The sequence below is a fragment of the Psychrobacter sp. PL19 genome (assembly GCF_017875835.1).
Classification (GTDB): domain Bacteria; phylum Pseudomonadota; class Gammaproteobacteria; order Pseudomonadales; family Moraxellaceae; genus Psychrobacter.
Genome location: NZ_JAGING010000001.1, coordinates 482,324 through 501,143, shown reverse-complemented (window position 1 = coordinate 501,143; position 18,820 = coordinate 482,324). Strand labels below are relative to the sequence as shown.

General features: G+C 44.6%; 15 protein-coding genes and 1 riboswitch. Of the genes, 9 read left to right on the top strand and 6 right to left on the bottom strand.

Annotation, left to right across the window (positions count from 1 at the left end; genetic code table 11):
• Positions 1 to 118 precede the first annotated feature (118 nt).
• The gene (locus tag H4W00_RS01995; protein WP_209955922.1) at positions 119 to 877 is read left to right on the top strand and encodes an endonuclease/exonuclease/phosphatase family protein; all 759 of its coding nucleotides are present in this window, start codon (positions 119 to 121) and stop codon (positions 875 to 877) included.
• A gap of 141 nt (positions 878 to 1,018) precedes the next feature.
• The gene (locus tag H4W00_RS01990; RefSeq protein ID WP_209955920.1) at positions 1,019 to 2,026 is read left to right on the top strand and encodes an NADP-dependent oxidoreductase; all 1,008 of its coding nucleotides are present in this window, start codon (positions 1,019 to 1,021) and stop codon (positions 2,024 to 2,026) included.
• A 316-nt stretch (positions 2,027 to 2,342) separates the two neighbouring features.
• Here the strand turns inward: H4W00_RS01990 and H4W00_RS01985 are convergent, their stop codons facing one another.
• The 3 genes from H4W00_RS01985 to H4W00_RS01975 are packed head-to-tail and all read right to left on the bottom strand — an operon-like array spanning position 2,343 to position 6,007.
• Positions 2,343 to 3,089, bottom strand: coding sequence for an alpha-ketoglutarate-dependent dioxygenase AlkB family protein (locus tag H4W00_RS01985; protein ID WP_209955918.1), 747 nt, complete (start codon positions 3,087 to 3,089; stop codon positions 2,343 to 2,345).
• Positions 3,089 to 4,042: an alpha/beta fold hydrolase gene (locus H4W00_RS01980; protein ID WP_209955916.1), complete on the bottom strand. Its 954-nt coding sequence runs from the start codon at positions 4,040 to 4,042 to the stop codon at positions 3,089 to 3,091. Before H4W00_RS01980 ends, H4W00_RS01985 begins: the two co-directional genes overlap by 1 nt.
• 48 nt (positions 4,043 to 4,090) lie before the next feature.
• Complete coding sequence (locus H4W00_RS01975; RefSeq protein WP_209955914.1) at positions 4,091 to 6,007, bottom strand: ABC transporter ATP-binding protein; 1,917 nt, start codon at positions 6,005 to 6,007, stop codon at positions 4,091 to 4,093.
• A gap of 304 nt (positions 6,008 to 6,311) precedes the next feature.
• Between H4W00_RS01975 and H4W00_RS01970 the strand changes: the two genes are divergently transcribed.
• Together H4W00_RS01970 and H4W00_RS01965 are read left to right on the top strand one after the other, a co-directional pair.
• Complete coding sequence (locus H4W00_RS01970) at positions 6,312 to 7,256, top strand: EamA/RhaT family transporter (RefSeq protein WP_209955912.1); 945 nt, start codon at positions 6,312 to 6,314, stop codon at positions 7,254 to 7,256.
• 218 nt (positions 7,257 to 7,474) lie between these two features.
• A complete protein-coding gene (locus H4W00_RS01965; RefSeq protein ID WP_209955911.1) occupies positions 7,475 to 8,365 on the top strand; it encodes a fructose bisphosphate aldolase in 891 nt (296 codons plus the stop codon).
• Between the two features lie 115 nt (positions 8,366 to 8,480).
• Here H4W00_RS01965 and thiC read toward each other — a convergent pair whose 3' ends face one another.
• Positions 8,481 to 10,448 (bottom strand): phosphomethylpyrimidine synthase ThiC, encoded by a 1,968-nt coding sequence (gene thiC, locus H4W00_RS01960; protein ID WP_334684846.1) that lies wholly within the window; start codon positions 10,446 to 10,448, stop codon positions 8,481 to 8,483.
• Positions 10,449 to 10,771: 323 nt separating this feature from the next.
• A riboswitch (TPP riboswitch) is annotated at positions 10,772 to 10,896 on the bottom strand.
• Between the two features lie 369 nt (positions 10,897 to 11,265).
• On the opposite strand from thiC, the gene pstS reads away from it, so the two are divergent.
• The 5 genes from pstS to phoU all read left to right on the top strand — a co-directional run bounded on the left by pstS (position 11,266) and on the right by phoU (position 16,572).
• Positions 11,266 to 12,420, top strand: coding sequence for a phosphate ABC transporter substrate-binding protein PstS (gene pstS / locus H4W00_RS01955; protein WP_209955909.1), 1,155 nt, complete (start codon positions 11,266 to 11,268; stop codon positions 12,418 to 12,420).
• Between the two features lie 119 nt (positions 12,421 to 12,539).
• On the top strand, positions 12,540 to 13,496 hold the full coding sequence (gene pstC, locus H4W00_RS01950) for a phosphate ABC transporter permease subunit PstC (RefSeq protein ID WP_209955907.1): 957 nt from the start codon (positions 12,540 to 12,542) through the stop codon (positions 13,494 to 13,496).
• A gap of 164 nt (positions 13,497 to 13,660) precedes the next feature.
• A complete protein-coding gene (pstA, locus tag H4W00_RS01945) occupies positions 13,661 to 14,509 on the top strand; it encodes a phosphate ABC transporter permease PstA (protein ID WP_334684985.1) in 849 nt (282 codons plus the stop codon).
• A 204-nt stretch (positions 14,510 to 14,713) separates the two neighbouring features.
• Positions 14,714 to 15,637: a phosphate ABC transporter ATP-binding protein PstB gene (pstB, locus tag H4W00_RS01940; protein ID WP_442966422.1), complete on the top strand. Its 924-nt coding sequence runs from the start codon at positions 14,714 to 14,716 to the stop codon at positions 15,635 to 15,637.
• 212 nt (positions 15,638 to 15,849) lie between these two features.
• Positions 15,850 to 16,572, top strand: a complete 723-nt coding sequence (gene phoU / locus H4W00_RS01935) for a phosphate signaling complex protein PhoU (RefSeq protein ID WP_209958819.1) — start codon at positions 15,850 to 15,852, stop codon at positions 16,570 to 16,572.
• Positions 16,573 to 16,614: 42 nt separating this feature from the next.
• Here the strand turns inward: phoU and H4W00_RS01930 are convergent, their stop codons facing one another.
• Together H4W00_RS01930 and argH are read right to left on the bottom strand one after the other, a co-directional pair.
• Complete coding sequence (locus tag H4W00_RS01930; protein WP_209955901.1) at positions 16,615 to 16,911, bottom strand: oxidative damage protection protein; 297 nt, start codon at positions 16,909 to 16,911, stop codon at positions 16,615 to 16,617.
• Positions 16,912 to 17,383: 472 nt separating this feature from the next.
• On the bottom strand, positions 17,384 to 18,757 hold the full coding sequence (argH, locus tag H4W00_RS01925) for an argininosuccinate lyase (protein ID WP_209958817.1): 1,374 nt from the start codon (positions 18,755 to 18,757) through the stop codon (positions 17,384 to 17,386).
• Between the last annotated feature and the right edge of the window lie 63 nt (positions 18,758 to 18,820).

Sequence of the window (18,820 nt, the reverse complement as noted above, 5' to 3'; positions counted from 1 at the left end):
GTCGTTATGGCTCTTTTATGAGTACTTTTATGAGTACTTTTATGAGTACTTTTATGAGTACTCTATTAAAATTATGATGATAACTATCTCCAATCCTTATTCCATGAATACTGAGTATATGAATACTACAACCTCTTTGGTCCTGACCAGCTATAACATCCACAAAGGTATGTCGCCACTGAACCGCCAAGTAAAAATACAAGGCATCGCCCAAGCGTTGGAAGCAGTGGGGGCAGATATATTGTGTCTACAAGAAGTGCAAGGGCAAAATCTTAGGCGTAACATACAATACAACGAATATCCTGACCAGTCGCAGCACGAATGGTTCGGTGAGTTCTTACAGCTACAAAACAGCTACGGTAAAAACTCGGAATACGAAAACGGTCATCATGGTAATGCCGTACTTAGCCGCTTTCCATTAGACCCCAAACATAACGTCAATATCACGGTTAATAAGTTGGAGCAACGTGGGGTCTTGCATTGTGAGGTGCAACCAATAGGCTGGGATATGCCAGTAGTGGTATTGTGTGCGCATTTAAATCTGTTTGAGCGTGACCGGATCAAGCAATATCAGGCAATTAGTGACTATGTGCGTAATGCGATTGCCCCTGACCAACCGCTGATTCTGGCCGGTGATTTCAATGACTGGAAGAAGATGTCTTGTGATAAGCTAGCAACTAGCCTTGGCTTAACAGAAGCATTTAAATCCTGTCATGGTAAACTACTACCGACCTTTCCAGCAAAGTTACCAGTACTGAGCTTAGACCGTATTTATGTGCGCAATTTGATCGTGAAGGATGCCTGGGTGCATACTGGCAAGCCGTGGTCTACGCTATCAGATCATCTGCCTATTAGTGCAGAGTTGGCTTTGCCATAAATACATTACTGGTACCCATTTATTCAAGTCTATTTAAGAAAAAAGCCCGTTTAAATAATTGAAACTATTTAAAAGGCCTGCAAAGCAAACAATAACGCTTAATAAATAACCCCGATATATAAAATATAAGGATGTATTACTATGTCTAACGCTTTTAATCAGCAGCTACCAAGCAGTCAACATGCGGTCGTTATTCTTGAATTTGGCGAGCCTGAAGTTATGAAATACCATGACGGTGTTGCTATGCCAGAGCTTGCTGAAGGACAAGTACTAATAAAGGTAGCTTATGCAGGTATCAATCCGGTCGACTACAAAACACGCCAAGGCAAAGGCTGGGGCGCGGATAATATTCGTAAAAATAAATTTGATCATAATGAGCCTGCCATTTTAGGCTTTGATGTTGCCGGTGAAGTAGCCATCAGTAATAGCGATCAGTTCGCTGTTGGTGATAAAGTTGCTGCCCTTACCTTCGATGGCGGTTGTTATGCTGAATATGTGGCGGTAGACGCCAAGCTACTGGCTAAAGTACCAGAGGGAGTGACTCTAAAACAAGCTGCTGCGCTACCTTGTGCTGGCCAAACCGCGCTACAGTTTATAGTGTTTGCCGATATTAAAAAAGGCGAGCACGTGGTGATGAATGCGCCAGCGGGTGGGGTCGGTCATTTATTAATTCAGCTATTAATGGAAAAAGTGGCGCAAGATGATATTAAAGTAACCGTTATTTGCTCACCAGAAAAATATCATAAACTGGCTGATCTAATAGACAAAAATCAGCTTGCCGGTTGGATTGACTACACTAAAGACGAGGCATTCCCTGACTTGCAAGCCGACGTATTACTTGATTTAGTCGGTGATGAAGCAGGTGTACGTGCGCTTGGTGTCCTCAAATCAGGTGGACGGGTTAATGTGTTACCCACCATTTGGGTGGATAAGCTTAAAGGTGCAGGCAATGAGAAAAACCTAATTGTGGCTGGTTATGCTGCTCAGCGCAGTGGTGAAGATATGGCGCGTGTGCTACAGCAAGTCGCTGATGGCAAGTTAACCTTACATATTCAGCAAAGCTATCCATTGTCAGAAGTCGTTGCGGCTCACCTTGAGCTACAAAAAGGTGGTACCTTTGGCAAAATCGTCTTAGAAGCCTCTGTATAAAAACAGCAAAAAGGGTATGCTGACCAATTTCAGTATATTACTACAGCTGCATACTTTTACCTTTTGTGCGTGGGTGCTGTACATGCCCTATTATTACCTTGTTAGCCTTATTGACCCTCGTTGTTTTAGTGTAGCGGTTAATACGGCAGTATAAACGACGGTAAAACTAGGGCTGGTCATCCATTAGATGGATCTCAATTATAGTGATCTCAATTATAGTGATCTCAATTATAGTGATTTCAATTATAGTCATCCAAACCTGTGCTATCTAAACTTGTACTATCTAAACTTGTACTATCTAAAATGGCGAGTTTTGTTAAGCTGTAATCATACGCCGAAAAGTGAGGCTGATACGGCCTTCATTGACCTTTTTAGTTTTAGTGATACTGTGCTTCCAATGCTGCTGAGTAACGCCTGCCATCAAGATAATCTGTCCGGAGGTAAGATACAGCTCCACTTTATCTTGCCTCTCTTCACCTGTAACTGGTTTATGCTTAAACAGCATCTTACGAGTTGCCCCCAAAGATAAAGAGGCAATTAAAGGCTGGGTGCCGAGCTCTTTTTCATCATCGGCATGATAGCCCATACCCTCATCACCTGAAGGATAGTAATTAAGCAAACAAGCATTAAAATAGGGGCGATGGTCTTGAGTGATATGATCTTGGCCATTAGTGCTAACCATATCAGCCGCATCAACCACATCAAGGTTTAGAGCGCGTATTTTGTCTTCGATAATTTGTTTCACATGAAATACTATAGGATGCCAACCTGTGGCCTGTCGGGTATGCCCAGCGTAGCGATAGCTCAAACCCTCATCACCCATCCAAACAATTTGCCGCTTAGTAATATGCGTCTTACCAAATAAAGTGACGATATCAGACTGCCAGGGTAGGGTCGTTAATAGCCTTTGGTATAGGTGGTCATCGCTATAATTACAATCAGAGTTACAGCTACAGCTACAGCTATCGACTAACTGTTGCAAATCTATCCGCCCTAAATCGTAAAGCTGGCCATCATAAGGCAATAAATTCTCAGTAGGATGGGGCGCAAATAAATCGTCCATTAGTTCGACTTTATCTCATTGTGCGCCGCTGTTTTACTCTTTTGAGCTTGAGCGCCTTTACTATTATCATACTGGTCACAGCCATTTAAGATAAGACGAGCACATTCTATAGGCGCTTCCATGGGTAGCAAGTGGCCGTAATCGGGCAAAGAGATAATGCGCTCAGCAGGGACAAATTTTTGCCACTGTTTTCTGACTTTATCATTAATAAATAGCGTGGGCTTGCCAGTAATAAGCGTATAAGGGCAACGTAGCTTTTTGAGGGCCGCATCAATATAAGGGGTGCCAAAATAGTTGGCCAGCTCTTGCTCAGGAGTAAACATCAAGGCATAACTGTCATCTGTCTGTGCGACTAAGCTTTGTTCAGCGAATACTTGTAAATGCTCATTGCTAATACGACGATAGGCACGCAGCGCACGCAGGTACTCATAAAAGGCTTGCACACTTGGCCAGGTGGTTTGTTTGGTTAATGTGCTTTTGAAAGGTTCACGAGTCATTTTGAGGGCGCGTGGCATTAGGTCATACAGTAGCGTTTGCGCCTTGGTGAAAGTCACTGGTTCTATGAGATATAACTGTGAAAACAAGTCAGGACGCTTGGCCGCAGCAATAGCGGTGGCAGTTGCCCCTTGCGAATGACCAATACCAACGATAGGAGCCTCTTGGGTTTTTTCTAAAAACTCGATCAGCATATCGGCATCTTGGGCGCGAGTGAGTCGTTTACTGGTCGGCTTATCGTACCAGTAACCACGCATCGCCAATGATGAGATGTCAAAACCTGAACCCAGCGCCTTCAATAACGGTGTATAGGCACCGACTGTGAAACCATTGCCAGCATAAAAGTGCGCCGGCACCCGTAAGTTGGCATCTGAATCAGCCGTCTCATCAAGTTCACTCAAATCGTAATAGCGCGCTTGTTGCCCGTTAATAGCAATACTTTTTGCAAGTTCTTCCATAATGATGCCACATCCCCGTGTTGTTTAATTCAGCGAAGTTCTGGCCGTTTAGCTGTCTTCCCCTAAGAAGCCACCACTTTGACGATGCCATAATCGGGCATAAACGCCATTTAATGCCAGTAGTTCATTGTGGCTGCCTTGCTCAATGATACGTCCTTTATCCATCACTACCAATCTATCAAGTGCTGCAATAGTCGATAAACGGTGGGCGATAGCAATCACAGTTTTGCCGGTCATGATATCGTTTAAGCTTTCGGTAATGGCAAATTCAATTTCAGAATCAAGGGCACTAGTGGCCTCATCTAGTAATAGAATAGGCGCGTTTTTGAGCATGACCCGTGAGATAGCAATGCGTTGACGTTGACCGCCAGAGAGCTTGACCCCGCGTTCACCGACTTGAGTATCAAGGGCAGTGTTGCCTTTATCGTCATATAATTCTTTGATAAAGTCCCATGCCTGTGCTTGCTTGGATGCAAATATGATTTCATCATCGGTAGCATCAGGGCGACCGTAGGCAATGTTTTCACGGACAGTGCGATGCAGTAGCGAGGTATCTTGGGTCACCATACCGATTTGTCGACGTAATGACTCTTGGGTAACCTCATTAATCGCTTGCCCATCGATATAAATTTTGCCGCTATCCACATCAAAAAAGCGCAGTAGTAGATTAACTAAGGTTGATTTACCGGCACCTGAGCGTCCAACTAAGCCTATCTTTTCGCCTGCTTTGATATTTAAATGAAAGTCATCCAGCAGTCTTACGTGTGAGGTTTCTAGCGTTGTTTCTGCTGTCTTAACCACATCAACTTTTGCACCTGTTTGGATCGCAGCCACACCATTCTCACCCTCGTAGCTGAAGTCCACATGATTAAAAACTATATTACCATTAGTGACTTTTAGGGCTGGGGCGTTGGGTTTATCCACGATGGTTTGCGGTGCAGACAAGGTACGCATGCCGTCTTGAACGGTACCGATACTCTCAAACAAACTTGCCGTCTGCCACATGATCCAGCGGGTTAGGCCATTTAATCGCAAGGCCATCGCTGTTGCAGCTGCAATAGCACCAACACCAACCGCACCTTGCTGCCATAAATATAAGGCAATGCCAGCCGTGCTGCTAACCAAGATCACACTGATAAGGTGGGTGGAGACTTCCAAATAGCTGACCCAGCGCATTTGTGCGTGGACGGTCCCCAGGAACTGGCCCATAGCATTTTTAGCATAACCCAGCTCACGGCGTGAATGACTGAACAGCTTGACGGTCATGATGTTGGCGTAAGCATCGGTGATACGTCCCGTCATCAAAGCGCGCGCGTCAGCTTGGACAACAGCGGTCTGCTTGAGCTTGGGGATGAAGTACCACATGGTCAGCCCAACCAGCACAAACCAAACCACAAACGGTATCAATAACAAGCTGTCTAAATTAAATAGAATGACGCTTGTCGTTATAAAGTAGACGGTGACATACATAAACATATCAGCGACCGTCATCACAGTCTCGCGTACTGCTAGAGCCGTTTGCATCACTTTGGCAGAGACCCGACCCGAAAATTCATCTTGATAAAACTGCATGGATTGACTAAGCATGCGCTGATGAAAACGCCAGCGCATTTGCATTGGAAATACGCCTTGTAGGGTTTGAAAATGAATAAAGGAAGATAAGGCAATCCAAAAGGGACTAATAATTAGTACGGCGAGCATCAGCAGCATCGTATCGCCTTTTTCGGCCCATAGATTCTGCGGCGTATAAGTACCGAGCCAATCGACTATATTGCCAATCCATGCAAACAGCATGGCTTCATAAATCCCGATACCCGCGGACAAAATCATAAATAGCAATAGCCAGCCACGTAAACCTTTAGTACACGCCCAAAGAAATTTTACCAGGCCCTCACGAGGCAGGGGCATTGGCGTGTCAGGGAAGGCCGAGAGACGCGATTCAAAAAATCGAAATAGAGAATTCATAGGCAGTAGCAATACGCCAAGATAAACGTTATCTGGCGCTGTGACTTTTATTAGTGGGATAGCCGTGTATTTTACCAAAAATTCGCAATCGCGCCTGCATGGTAATTGTAATTTGAACGGAGCAGGCACTTATTGCTAATTGATTGAATAGTGCGCAACTTATTAGACGAGAATAAATAGATTGCTGAAAATGAAATACTTTGTTACATTCCATATTTTGTCTTAATTAAGCAGTGCTGGTTTACGAGTGCTGAATTAAATAACAATGGATGAAGAGCATAGCAATTCAATAAGGTAGAAGTTCATGATGTATTTAACGATTGCGGTGCTATGCAGTGTTGCCGTCTCTGTACTGCTTAAGGTATTAAGACAACAAAATATAGATATCCGCCAAACCATTGTTGCCGGCTATCCGGTGGCCTTTTTGCTGACTTGGCTACTGCTCAAACCTGAGCTTAGTGGTGTCGCTGAGCTTGGCGGTGCCTGGGCTATTATCATTGCACTTGGGGTACTATTACCAGCGGTATTCGTGATTCTTGGTCGAGCCATTGCAGCGGTCGGTATGGTCGCCACTGATGCGGCCCAACGCTTGTCATTGATTATCCCTATTATCGCTGCGTTTATCTTATTTGGTGAAGTATTAACGGGCACGCGTATTTTTGGCTTGGCTTTAGGGTTTTTAGCGCTTGGGGCACTGGTTTATCGCCCGCAGCAGCCAGCTACTGTTAATGATACTGCTAGTGTAAATATGAATGGTGCAAACTTGAGTAGTGCCGGTACAAACAATACCAGTATCAATAACCCGTCTAATAATGGGATCAATAAAAATGTACTTCGCACGCCTCTGTGGCTGTTTGGCGTGTGGGTAGGCTACGGTATTATCGACATTTTATTCAAACAGGTTGCTAAACAAGGTGCTGCATTTCCACTGACGTTATTTGTCAGTTTTGGCTTGGCAGGCTTGTTGCTATTGGTTTATTTACTTATTACCCGTGTGCGCTGGCAAGCTCGAGCTTTGATAGCAGGATTATTACTAGGTGCGTTAAACATGGGTAATATTTATGCTTATATTCGTGCGCACCAAGTATTGTCTGAGTCGCCCAGTATTGTCTTTACCGGTATGAACGTTGGCGTTATCGCTGTGGCGACCTTAATCGGAGTGGGCGTATTCAAAGAGTCGCTCAACCGTATTAATGTGCTAGGACTATTATTAGCAATGAGCTGTGTCGTAGTGCTATTTTTAGCTTGATGGTTTTAATATAAAGGTAAGTTTTTATCATTTCTTAAATTTAGCTTCTTTAACTTATCATATCTTTAACTTATCATATCTTTAACTTATCATATATAGGCACTGCGCGTGTCCTATGGTAAGGTTATCTACAAACGGCCAAGCTCGTAAAAACTGACAAACAACCGTTTAACTTTGTAACATTTGATCTTTATTAATAAAAATAGGACGCTCGTTCAATGGAATATCAACAGCAATTACAACGTATAAAAAATGGCTCAGGATTCATCGCAGCGCTCGACCAAAGTGGTGGCAGTACCCCAAAAGCGTTAGAGACTTATGGCGTAACCGGTGATGCCTACGACAATGATGAAGTCATGTTTGGTTTGGTTCATGAAATGCGCGCCCGGATTATGACGTGCGAGTGCTTTGATAACGAGCGAGTCCTTGGTGCGATCTTATTTGAAGACACTATGGAGCGTGAAGTCGATGGTAAGCCGACTGCTAATTATCTATGGGAAGACAAGAATATTGTACCGTTCTTAAAGGTAGATAAAGGTCTAGCAGAACACATGAGCGGCGTACAAGTGATGCGTCCGATGCCTAATTTAGATTTATTACTAGATAAAGCTAAGAACTATCCAGTATTTGGTACTAAGATGCGCTCGGTCATTTATGAACCAAATATTGATGGGATTGAGTTAGTCGTACAGCAGCAATTTGATGTCGCTAAGCAAATTATCTCAAAGGGTCTGATGCCCATCGTCGAACCAGAAGTTGATATCAACAGTACCAAAAAGCATGACTGCGAGCTGATACTTAAAACCAATATCTTACATAATCTTGAGCGTTTGGCTGATGACAAACAGGTGATGCTTAAGCTGACCTTGCCTGAAGAAGCTGGGTTTTACCAAGAGCTGATTGACCACCCAAAAGTGCTTAAAGTAGTGGCTTTATCTGGTGGTTATAGCCGTAATGACGCTTGCGCTAAGCTCAAGAAAAATCCAGGTATGATTGCCAGTTTCTCACGTGCCTTTACTGAAGGCTTGAGCAAACAGCAAAGTGATAAAGACTTCGCTGATACTATCAATACCTCGATTGATGAGATTTATCAGGCGTCGAAGGTTTAAGTTTAAAAAGTTAAAAATACTTTAGAAGTATAAAAAAGCCCCGCTACTTAAATAGCGGGGCTTTTTTATACTGAAATAACGTTTACTGACTAGATGAAGTGCCTTCTATAAAGCTCTAAGCTTCTTTACTTTTTAGCCCCGCTGCATATTCACGGACGTTTTGGGTGATTTTCATAGAGCAAAATTTAGGGCCACACATGGAGCAAAAGTGAGCGGATTTATGCGCGTCTTTTGGCAAAGTCTCATCATGAAATTCACGCGCCGTATCCGGATCGAGCGCCAGATTAAACTGGTCATCCCAGCGAAACTCAAAGCGTGCTTTTGATAGGGCATTATCACGCGCTTGTGCTCCGGGATGGCCTTTGGCAAGGTCGGCCGCATGAGCCGCAATCTTATAAGTGATGATACCGTCTTTGACATCCTTTTTATTGGGCAAGCCTAAATGCTCTTTAGGTGTGACATAACACAGCATCGCCGTACCAAACCAGCCAATCATTGCCGCGCCAATGGCACTAGTAATATGGTCGTAACCGGGTGCAATGTCGGTGGTTAACGGCCCTAGGGTATAAAATGGGGCGTCTGCACACAGCTCAAGTTGCAAGTCCATATTCTCTTTAATGCGGTTCATAGCAACGTGACCTGGGCCTTCAACCATTATCTGTACATCGTGTTTCCATGCAACTTTAGTCAATTCACCCAATGTCCTAAGCTCGCTAAATTGCGCTTCGTCGTTAGCATCTTGCAAGCAGCCAGGGCGCAAACCATCACCTAAGCTAAAGGCCACATCATAAGCTTTCATAATCTCGCAGATGTCTTCAAAATGAGTATATAAGAAGTTTTCCTGTTGATGTACCAAACACCACTGCGCCATGATTGAGCCACCACGCGAGACAATACCCGTCAGGCGTCCGGCTGTCAGTGGCACATAATCTAATAACACGCCAGCATGAATAGTGAAGTAGTCAACGCCTTGCTCAGCCTGTTCAATCAGCGTATCGCGGTATATTTCCCAGGTTAAATCTTCAGCGACACCATCGACTTTTTCTAACGCTTGATAAATAGGCACGGTACCAATCGGCACTGGTGAGTTACGAATCAGCCATTCACGGGTTTCGTGAATATGGTTGCCGGTGGATAAATCCATGATGTTATCTGCACCCCAACGCGTCGCCCAGGTCATTTTGGAGACCTCTTCATCAATAGAAGATCCTAATGCTGAGTTACCGATATTGGCGTTGATCTTCACTAAGAAATTACGGCCGATAATCATTGGTTCGGATTCAGGATGGTTAATATTATTGGGGATAATGGCGCGACCTGCCGCGACTTCACTACGCACAAATTCAGGCGTAATAACAGTAGGGGTACTTGCGCCAAAAGTCTCGCCATCATGTTGGCGCATATCCGTTGATTCATGCTGCTTTTGGGTTTCGCGAATGGCGATATATTCCATTTCAGGGGTAATAATACCTTGGCGTGCATAGTATATTTGCGTGACATTGCCAGTTTTACCAGCGACATCTTTGGCACGGCGCGGTTTATCAATATGGGCGAATCTTAGATTGGCAGTGCTGATGTCGCGGGCACGCGTCTGTCCGTAGCTGCTTGATAGGCCAGCCAGCTGTTCAGTATCACCGCGTTCGTTTATCCAGCCTTCGCGCAGTTTTGGTAGGCCTTTAGTAAGATCAATAGTGGCGTTGGGGTCAGTATAGACGCCTGAGGTATCATAGACATAAAATGGCGGATTGTGCTCGCCTTCTTTGTCACCCGTACCGCCCACCGACGTGTCGGCTAAGCTGATTTCACGCATCGGCACTTGAATATCGGGCCTTGAGCCTTCGATATATACTTTACGGGAAGCGGGGAGAATACGGTGTAAGTCGCGGGCATCTTCTTCAAAACGGGCATCAGTAGCAGCACGATGAGCCGGGGTTTTTAGGGCATCTGCTTTTTTATCCGCTTTATCTTTAGTCGCGTTAGCGGCATTTGAGAGGTTAGCTGGGATATAGGTATCGACGGCGTGTGCGTCTATCTGTGCATTAGCGTTTGGCGTGTTTTTTAAGGTATCTATTGCAGTAGTCATATGCTGTCCTAGCGTGTTGTGTTGTCCATTGTTAAAGGCAACACCGCCAGAATCTGCGGGGGTAAGCGATAGCTACGTAGGCAAATTCAATCATAGATTTAAAGTCACTGCGCTAACAAACATAATGATAGGGCATAAATCTAACTTGATTGTTGGGCGCTACTTATTATTAACCGCCATACTCTTTGTCAGTCGGTTTATCAGCCAGTTTATCAGCTGGTGAGTTATTTACTGGCTTATTAGCCGGCAAACGTTAGCGACTGAACTTGGGCTAAAGAGTGATTCTAATAATAAGGCATTTCTGCGCGCCCTTTGCAAGACGATAACATCAGCTTAGACTTCCCTGCGTCGGTACTAACCGCATCAGGTTCGGCGGGTGATCTCTCAGCGATGTATTAATGACTGCTTATAAATCAGTCATTGATACATCGCACCCCGAGTCTGTCAGTGTTGTAAATCAACTTTATACTAACAAACTTCTGCTATGACTGCTAATGATATTTAGTCTTATAAAAAATCCTCTCAGGCTGTGTTACTTCCTTAAAATATTCTATTCCTACTGTTTAGCCCTACTGTTTAGTCATACCATTCAGTTTAGTCATACCATTCAGTGCTATGCAATTTTAGACTGGTTATTAAAAACGGGTTTAGTCACAGCAAAAATCTTCTAACTTGATGGTTATTGTTTTTTTACAGTTGCTATTACGGTTGTCATCAAACTGTCATCAAAGCTTGGCACACTGCAACGCATGTCAGGGATCATACTATCTAGTGCAGTTATTAAACCTTTGCAGTTGTCATACTTCAGGAGTCTTATATGCGTTATTCATTATTAGCAGTGGCCGTCAGTTGTACCTTAGTGCTTACGGCATGTGATAAATCAACCGACACCGCTGTAGCACCCGCGACTGACAGTAGCGCAGCCGCGAATAATAGTGCTGATAGTAGCGGATCAAATAACGCTAGCTCTGCTAGTAGCGATCAAGTATCCATGAATATCACTGGCGCCGGTGCGTCGTTTCCACAGCCTATATACGCCAAATGGTCAGCCGATTACAACGGTGCTACCGGTGGGCAAGTCAATTATCAATCTATTGGCTCGTCAGGTGGTATTAAGCAGATAGTCGCAGGTACTGTTGATTTTGGTGCTTCAGATGCGCCAATGACGCCAGAAGAATTAACGAAAGAAGGTCTAATTCAATTCCCAATGGTCATTGGCGGCGTGGTGCCAGTGGTTAATATTAAAGGCATAGAGCCTGGTGCATTAAAGCTCGATGGCAAAATGCTAGCCGATATCTATTTGGGTAACATCAGCAAGTGGAACGATCCTGCTATCGTGCAGTTGAATCCAGATTTAAGCCTGCCGGACAGTCCCATTACTACCGTATTTCGCTCAGATGGCTCAGGGACGACTTTCAACTTTACTGATTATTTAGCCAAAGTATCTCCCGATTGGAAAAATAATGTGGGGGTCGACAAGACTGTTAAATGGCCAACTTCTGATCGTGGTGCGGCAGGTAAGGGTAACGAAGGCGTAGCAAGCTATGTCAACCGAATGGACAATGCAATTGGCTATGTTGAATACGCTTATGCCAAACAAAACAATATGTCACATGTGGCACTCAAGAATGCCGCTGGTAATTTCGTACAACCTTCTATAGAAAGCTTTGCCGCCGCTGGCGATATTGATTGGGCACAGCAAGCAGGCTTTTATAAGGTTATTACCAACTCTGAAACTGCCGAGGCATGGCCGATTGCCGCTGCAACCTTTATTTTAGTACATAAGCAGCCGCAAGATCCCAAGCAAGTTGCTGGCGTACTGAACTTCTTTAGCTGGGCTTATGATCAAGGTGATGATGCAGCAACTGCGCTTGATTATGTCCCGTTTTCTGATACCGCTGTTGCTTTATTCAAAGACAGCTGGCAGCAAGTAGTGGGCAAAGACGGTAAGCCGGTATATACCCCGCAGTAATAGTAACAACGTACCTTCGCACACGCCTATGGTTTGCTGATAAGCAGATCATAGGCGTCGCTCATATCTAAATTGTTTATATCCAAATCACACCTATTAAAGCAACTATTGAGGTGGTCATGGCAGGATTTAATTTGCAGACACAACTGAACAAACAGAAACGTTGGGATGCAATATTTGTCAACACTACCAAAGTGGCGGCACTCTTTGTGTTGTTAAGCTTAGGGGCAATTTTATTGTCGCTGGTTATTGGTGCTTGGCCAAGTATGCAGGCGTTTGGGCTGGATTTTTATACCAGCAACAATTGGGACCCGGTCGCGAACGAATACGGGGCTTTAGCGCCAATTTACGGCACCTTGGTCACCTCAGCCATGGCACTGGTTATAGCGGTTCCTATCAGCTTTGGTATTGCGATATTTTTGACTGAACTGTGTCCACCATTTCTCAAAAAGCCGCTAGGCATTGCCATCGAGCTATTAGCAGGTATTCCTTCTATTATTTACGGTATGTGGGGATTGTTTGTATTTGCCCCTTTCTTTGGTAATCATATCCAGCCATGGCTGACAGAGAATCTAGGTGGTCTACCAATCATCGGCAAGCTGTTCGTCGGTGTCCCGATGGGTATTGGCTTATTTACCGCTTCCTTAGTACTCGCCATTATGATCATTCCTTTTATTGCCGCCACTATGCGCGACGTATTTGCGGTCGTACCGGCGCTGCTGAAAGAATCTGCATACGGCATGGGCGCTACCACGTGGGAGGTAATGTTCAAGATTGTCTTACCGTACACCAAGGCGGGTGTGGTCGGCGGCATCATCTTAGGGTTAGGGCGTGCACTGGGTGAAACCATGGCCGTGACGTTTTTGATTGGCAATACTTTTAATATTAGTCCCAGTATGTTTGCTTCAGGGGTCTCTATCACCTCAGCGTTGGCTAACGAATTCGCTGAAGCATCTGATCCGCTGCATCTATCGGCGTTGCTACATTTAGGACTAATATTATTTATGATTACCTTTATCGTTCTAAGCATTTCGCGATTATTACTACGCGGCATGGATAAGCGCGCTGGACAGTAAGTTTTGGATATTTTAAAAGTAGCTTTGCCATCTTAGCGTAGGCATCCACATTCAAACGTACCATAGAAAATCGTCATATAAAAAGCCTAGAAGGTTAAAAATAACAAGGAATCTGCTGCATGACCGCATTGTCTGCCATTACTTCAGCCTCGACTAAGCCCATTATGGCCAGTGACCAAGGTCTATATCGCCGCCGTAGGCTATGGAATAAGGTAGGGCTGGGTTTTGCGGCTTCAGCCATGATATTTGGCTTGTTTTGGCTGTCATGGATTTTGATTACTTTGGGTATTGAAGGGTTTAGCGGTCTGGTGCAGATGCCAGTATTTACGGCTGATACGCCGCCGCCGATGACTGATGGTGGTTTGCGTAACGTCATCGTCGGCTCGCTAATGATTGCCAGTACTGGACTGTTCATCGGGGCGCCGATTGGCATGCTAGCAGGGATTTATTTAGCAGAATTCTCTCATGGTAATTGGCTGGGACAAGTCATACGTTTTTTAAATGATATTTTATTATCTGCACCATCGATTGTAATTGGTCTGTTCATCTACGCATTATTGGTCAAAAATTATAGCTTTTCTGGCTGGGCAGGTGCCTGTGCGTTGGCCTTAATTGTCATTCCGGTGGTGGTAAGAACCACCGAAAGTATGCTGCTACTGGTGCCCAATACTTTACGTGAAGCGGCTTATGCACTAGGAACACCAAAATGGAAGTTGGTGCTGGGCGTCACCGTTAAAGCCGCAAGGGCCGGCCTAACCACTGGCATATTATTAGCATTTGCGCGTATCACGGGCGAGACGGCACCTTTGTTATTTACTGCTTTGAACAATCAATATTTCAGCTTAGATATGGGCAACGCGATGGGTAATATGCCCAATACTATTTATCAATTTGCCATGAGCCCTTATGACAACTGGCATACCTTAGCATGGGCAGCCGCACTATTAATTACTTTGACTGTGCTCACTTTGAACGTAGCCGCACGCTACATTGGTGCAAAGGAATATAACTAATACTTACCTAATTTCTTAACTTATATATTTAATTTAGAAACGGCACAGGGTCACTGGAATGAATTTTTTGCAGCCTCTGTCACGCTTGCGAACAGCACGCCAGAAAAATTTATACCAGTGGCACGTTGCTATAAGTGACTCTCTTTTATTTTGAACTGACTGTATTTCACATTAAAGAATTTCATATTAAAGATAATAAGGAACATGACCATGACAGATACTGCTACCCGACCAGCAAAAAACAAAATTAAGACTCCCAAGCCTGTCCCCACTTTGAGCGACCCGCGTGTGCATGTTCTCGCGCCAGTAACCACTGCCCGTACAGCAGGTGAACAGGCATCTGCTACATTTAATGAATTTGCAGCCACTGTGCCTGCTGCAAAACTCCAAGTCCGTGACTTAAATTTTTATTACGGGGACTTTCGCGCTTTAAAAGACATTTCCCTTGATATTCCCGAAAAGCAAGTAACGGCATTTATCGGACCTTCTGGCTGTGGTAAGTCAACGCTACTGCGCACTTTTAATCGCATGTATGACCTATATCCTAATATGCGTGCTGAAGGTCAGATTTATTTGGATGGCAATGACGTATTGGCTAAATCAATGGATGTCAACTTACTGCGCGCTAAGGTAGGCATGGTTTTCCAGAAGCCCACGCCGTTTCCGATGTCCATTTTTGATAATGTGGCATTTGGCGTGCGTTTGTACGAAAAGATGTCAAAGGCGGAGCTTGCCGAGCGGGTAGAATGGGCTCTTAAAAAAGCGGCACTGTGGAATGAGGTCAAAGACAAGCTGTCTGCTTCAGGCCTATCTCTATCCGGTGGTCAGCAGCAACGGTTGTGCATTGCACGCGGCGTGGCAACCAAGCCCGAAGTTTTATTATTAGATGAGCCAACCTCAGCGCTCGACCCTATCTCAACGGGGGCCATCGAGGCTTTGATTGAGGATTTAAAGCAGGACTATACCATTGCCATCGTGACCCATAACATGCAGCAAGCGGCGCGAATTTCTGATTACACCGCTTATATGTATTTGGGCGACATGGTAGAAATGGGCAACACCGACCAGATTTTTACCAACCCTACCCAGCAAGCGACTGAAGACTATATTACTGGGCGTTATGGCTAATAGTCTTATTTATTATGGTTTTTCTACTTATATAGTTAATCCAGTTTAAAAATGACCCAATGCTACTGGGCTACTGGGCTACTGGAATAAATTTTTTGCAGCCTCTGTCACGCTTGCGAACAGCACGCAAGAAAAAATTATAGCAGTAGCAGGGTGTCATAAATATGCCTTTTTCATTGAGTTTTTATCGTGTTTTTACTGAGACTTTTATTATGTCCAATCAAATGTCACATACCTCCAAAAGCTTTAACCAAGACCTAACGGAAACCACTGACTTATTTTTAGAAATGGGTGAACTTGCGGGCAAGCAGGTGGCGCAGGCGATGCACGCCTTGATAGAAGGCGACGTACATTTAGCGCATCAAGTGGTAGAGCAGGACAGTGCGGTCAATCAGCTTGAAGTGCAGATTGATGAGCATATTTTACTGTTGGTTGCCAAGCGCCAACCGGCTGCCCGTGATTTACGCTATGTGATGGCGGTTAGTAAAGGCGTGGTGGATATCGAGCGTATTGGCGATGAGGCTGCCAAAATTGCCCATATGGCACAGCAAGTGGCGGCTGATAATAGCAGCAATACCTATTGTTATCACGAAGTGCAACATTTAAGTAACCAGGTACGTATGATGCTACATAATGCGTTAACCGCCTTTGAAAATTTGCAAGCTGAGCGTGCTTTTGAAGTCATGCGCAGTGACGGCAATGTAGATTTTGAATACCAATCTGCTATACGGGCATTGATGACTTATGTCATGGAAGATCCGCGGCAGGTGAGCCAGGTGATTAATATGATGTGGGTACTGCGAGCGCTTGAGCGCATTGGTGATCACGCTCGTAATATTGCTGAGTTAGTGATTTATATCAGTAGCGGCACTGATGTGCGCCATAGCGATTTTGAAACAGTACAACAAGCCATTGACGCTACCAAAGTAGGCTAGCGCCTCGCTTTTTACATTTCATTTTCTGTTCTAAGCGTTGGTCTAGCCTTTGGTTTCTGGGGTCCAGCCCTGAGCACGTTCGTAGTTTTCATTATCCAAAAATTTATCACGTTGCTCTGTCAAAAACTTCTTGGCTGCAGGATCCATCATGCTCAAATGGTTTTCGTTAATCAGCATGGTTTGATGCTCAAGCCATTCTTTCCATGCTTGGTCTGACACGGTTTCTTGTAGCTCTTGGCCTTTTTTGTTCGGAAAGGGCGGGTGCACCATTTTAGGTAAATCTTGTTGATATTTACGGCAAAATACGGTGTTGGCCTGGGGATTGAAATTCTCGGTCATGAGTTGTTCCTTATTATTAATATTGAATATATTATAGTCAATGAAACGTAATATCGATACATAACATACTGCTGGCATACGTTTTTCTTGCTTGCTGTGCCTACGCAGACAGAGGCTGCAAAAAGCTTATAGCAGCAGTACCCTAGCGTTTTTAAGGTATTTTAACTATAGCAGTTTGCTATTAACCTAGGATAAAGGTCTTAGTGCACTTAGCAAATACTAATAGGTTTGAGAGTGTTAACCGGTTTAAGGGTATTAGGTTTAAGGGTATTAGGTTTAAGGGTATCAAGCTTAAGGGTATCAAGCTTAAGGGTATCAAGCTTAAGGGTATCAAGCTTAAGGGTATCAGGTTTATAAAGGGTAACTACAAATCTATCTAAATATGGTAACAAAAACACCCGCAACAATGGCGGGTGTTTTGATATTAATCCTGTAGTCAGCGAAGGCTATCAAGTTAATAAAAAATACTAGATTAAGCAAACACCTCTAAACGGGTACGTCCACGGCTCACCGCTTGCTTAACTTGATTGGGCGCAGTGCCACCTAAATGGTCACGCGCTGCCAATGACCCTTCTAATGTTAAGTAGTCGAACACGTCATCACCGATGGCATCGCTAAATGACTGCAACTGCGCAAGGGTCAGATCACTCAAATCCAAACCTTCTTTAATGCCCAAAGCAACGGCATTACCCACCACTTCATGGGCATCACGGAAAGCCACGCCATTGCGTACCAAGTAATCAGCCAAGTCGGTGGCGGTGGCATAGCCTTTCATGGTTGCGGCGCGCATGTTTTCTTTATTAGGCGTAATATTTGGCAGCATATCAGCAAAGGCTAGTAACGAACCCGTTAAAGTATCGACGCAGTCAAATAGCGGCTCTTTGTCTTCCTGGTTGTCTTTATTGTAGGCTAGCGGCTGACTTTTCATCAAGCTCAATAAGGTCATTAGTTGTCCGAATACCCGTGCTGCTTTACCACGTACCAGTTCAGGCACGTCAGGATTTTTCTTTTGCGGCATGATGGATGAGCCGGTACAAAAGCGATCTGGTATCTGTACGAAGTTAAATTGTGCGGACATCCATAGAATAATCTCTTCACTCATGCGCGACATATGCATCATTAAGATAGAAGCCGCTGCAGTGAACTCAATGGCGAAATCGCGATCGGATACCGCATCAAGCGAGTTTTGGCAAATGCCTTCGAAGCCAAGCAATTCGGCAGTAATCGTACGGTCGATTGGAAAGGTGGTGCCCGCAAGAGCGGCGCTACCAAGCGGCATCTGATTAATACGGCGACGTGCGTCGACCAAGCGTTCAGTATCACGGAATAACATCTCAAACCAGGCCATCACGTGATGACCAAAGCTGACTGGCTGGGCAGTTTGCAGATGGGTAAAGCCCGGCATAATGGTATCGGTATGCTGCTCGGCCAAGTCTAATAAGCCGCTCTGCAAACGTACCAACAGCGCGATGATATTATCGGTTTCTTCCCGTAGCCACAGGCGAATATCGGTTGCGACCTGATCGTTACGACTACGTCCGGTATGTAGTTTTTTACCTACTGGACCTATGATATCAGTCAAGCGCGACTCAACATTCATGTGCACATCTTCTAGTGCAATCGACCATTGGAACTCGCCTGCTTCAATTTCAGCCAGTACTTGCTTTAGACCGTCAATAATAATGGCGACATCATCAGCGCTCAAAATATCGCACTCTCTGAGCATGGTTGCATGAGCGATTGAACCTTCGATATCGTGACGGGCAAAGCGTTGATCAAAACCTACGGAGGCGGTAAAAGCGGCAACAAAGCTATCGGTCGCTTCACTAAAGCGCCCACCCCACATTTGTTGGCCTGGACTACTTGAAGGGCTATTTGATGAAAGGCTGTTTTGCACAGTGTTGTTGTC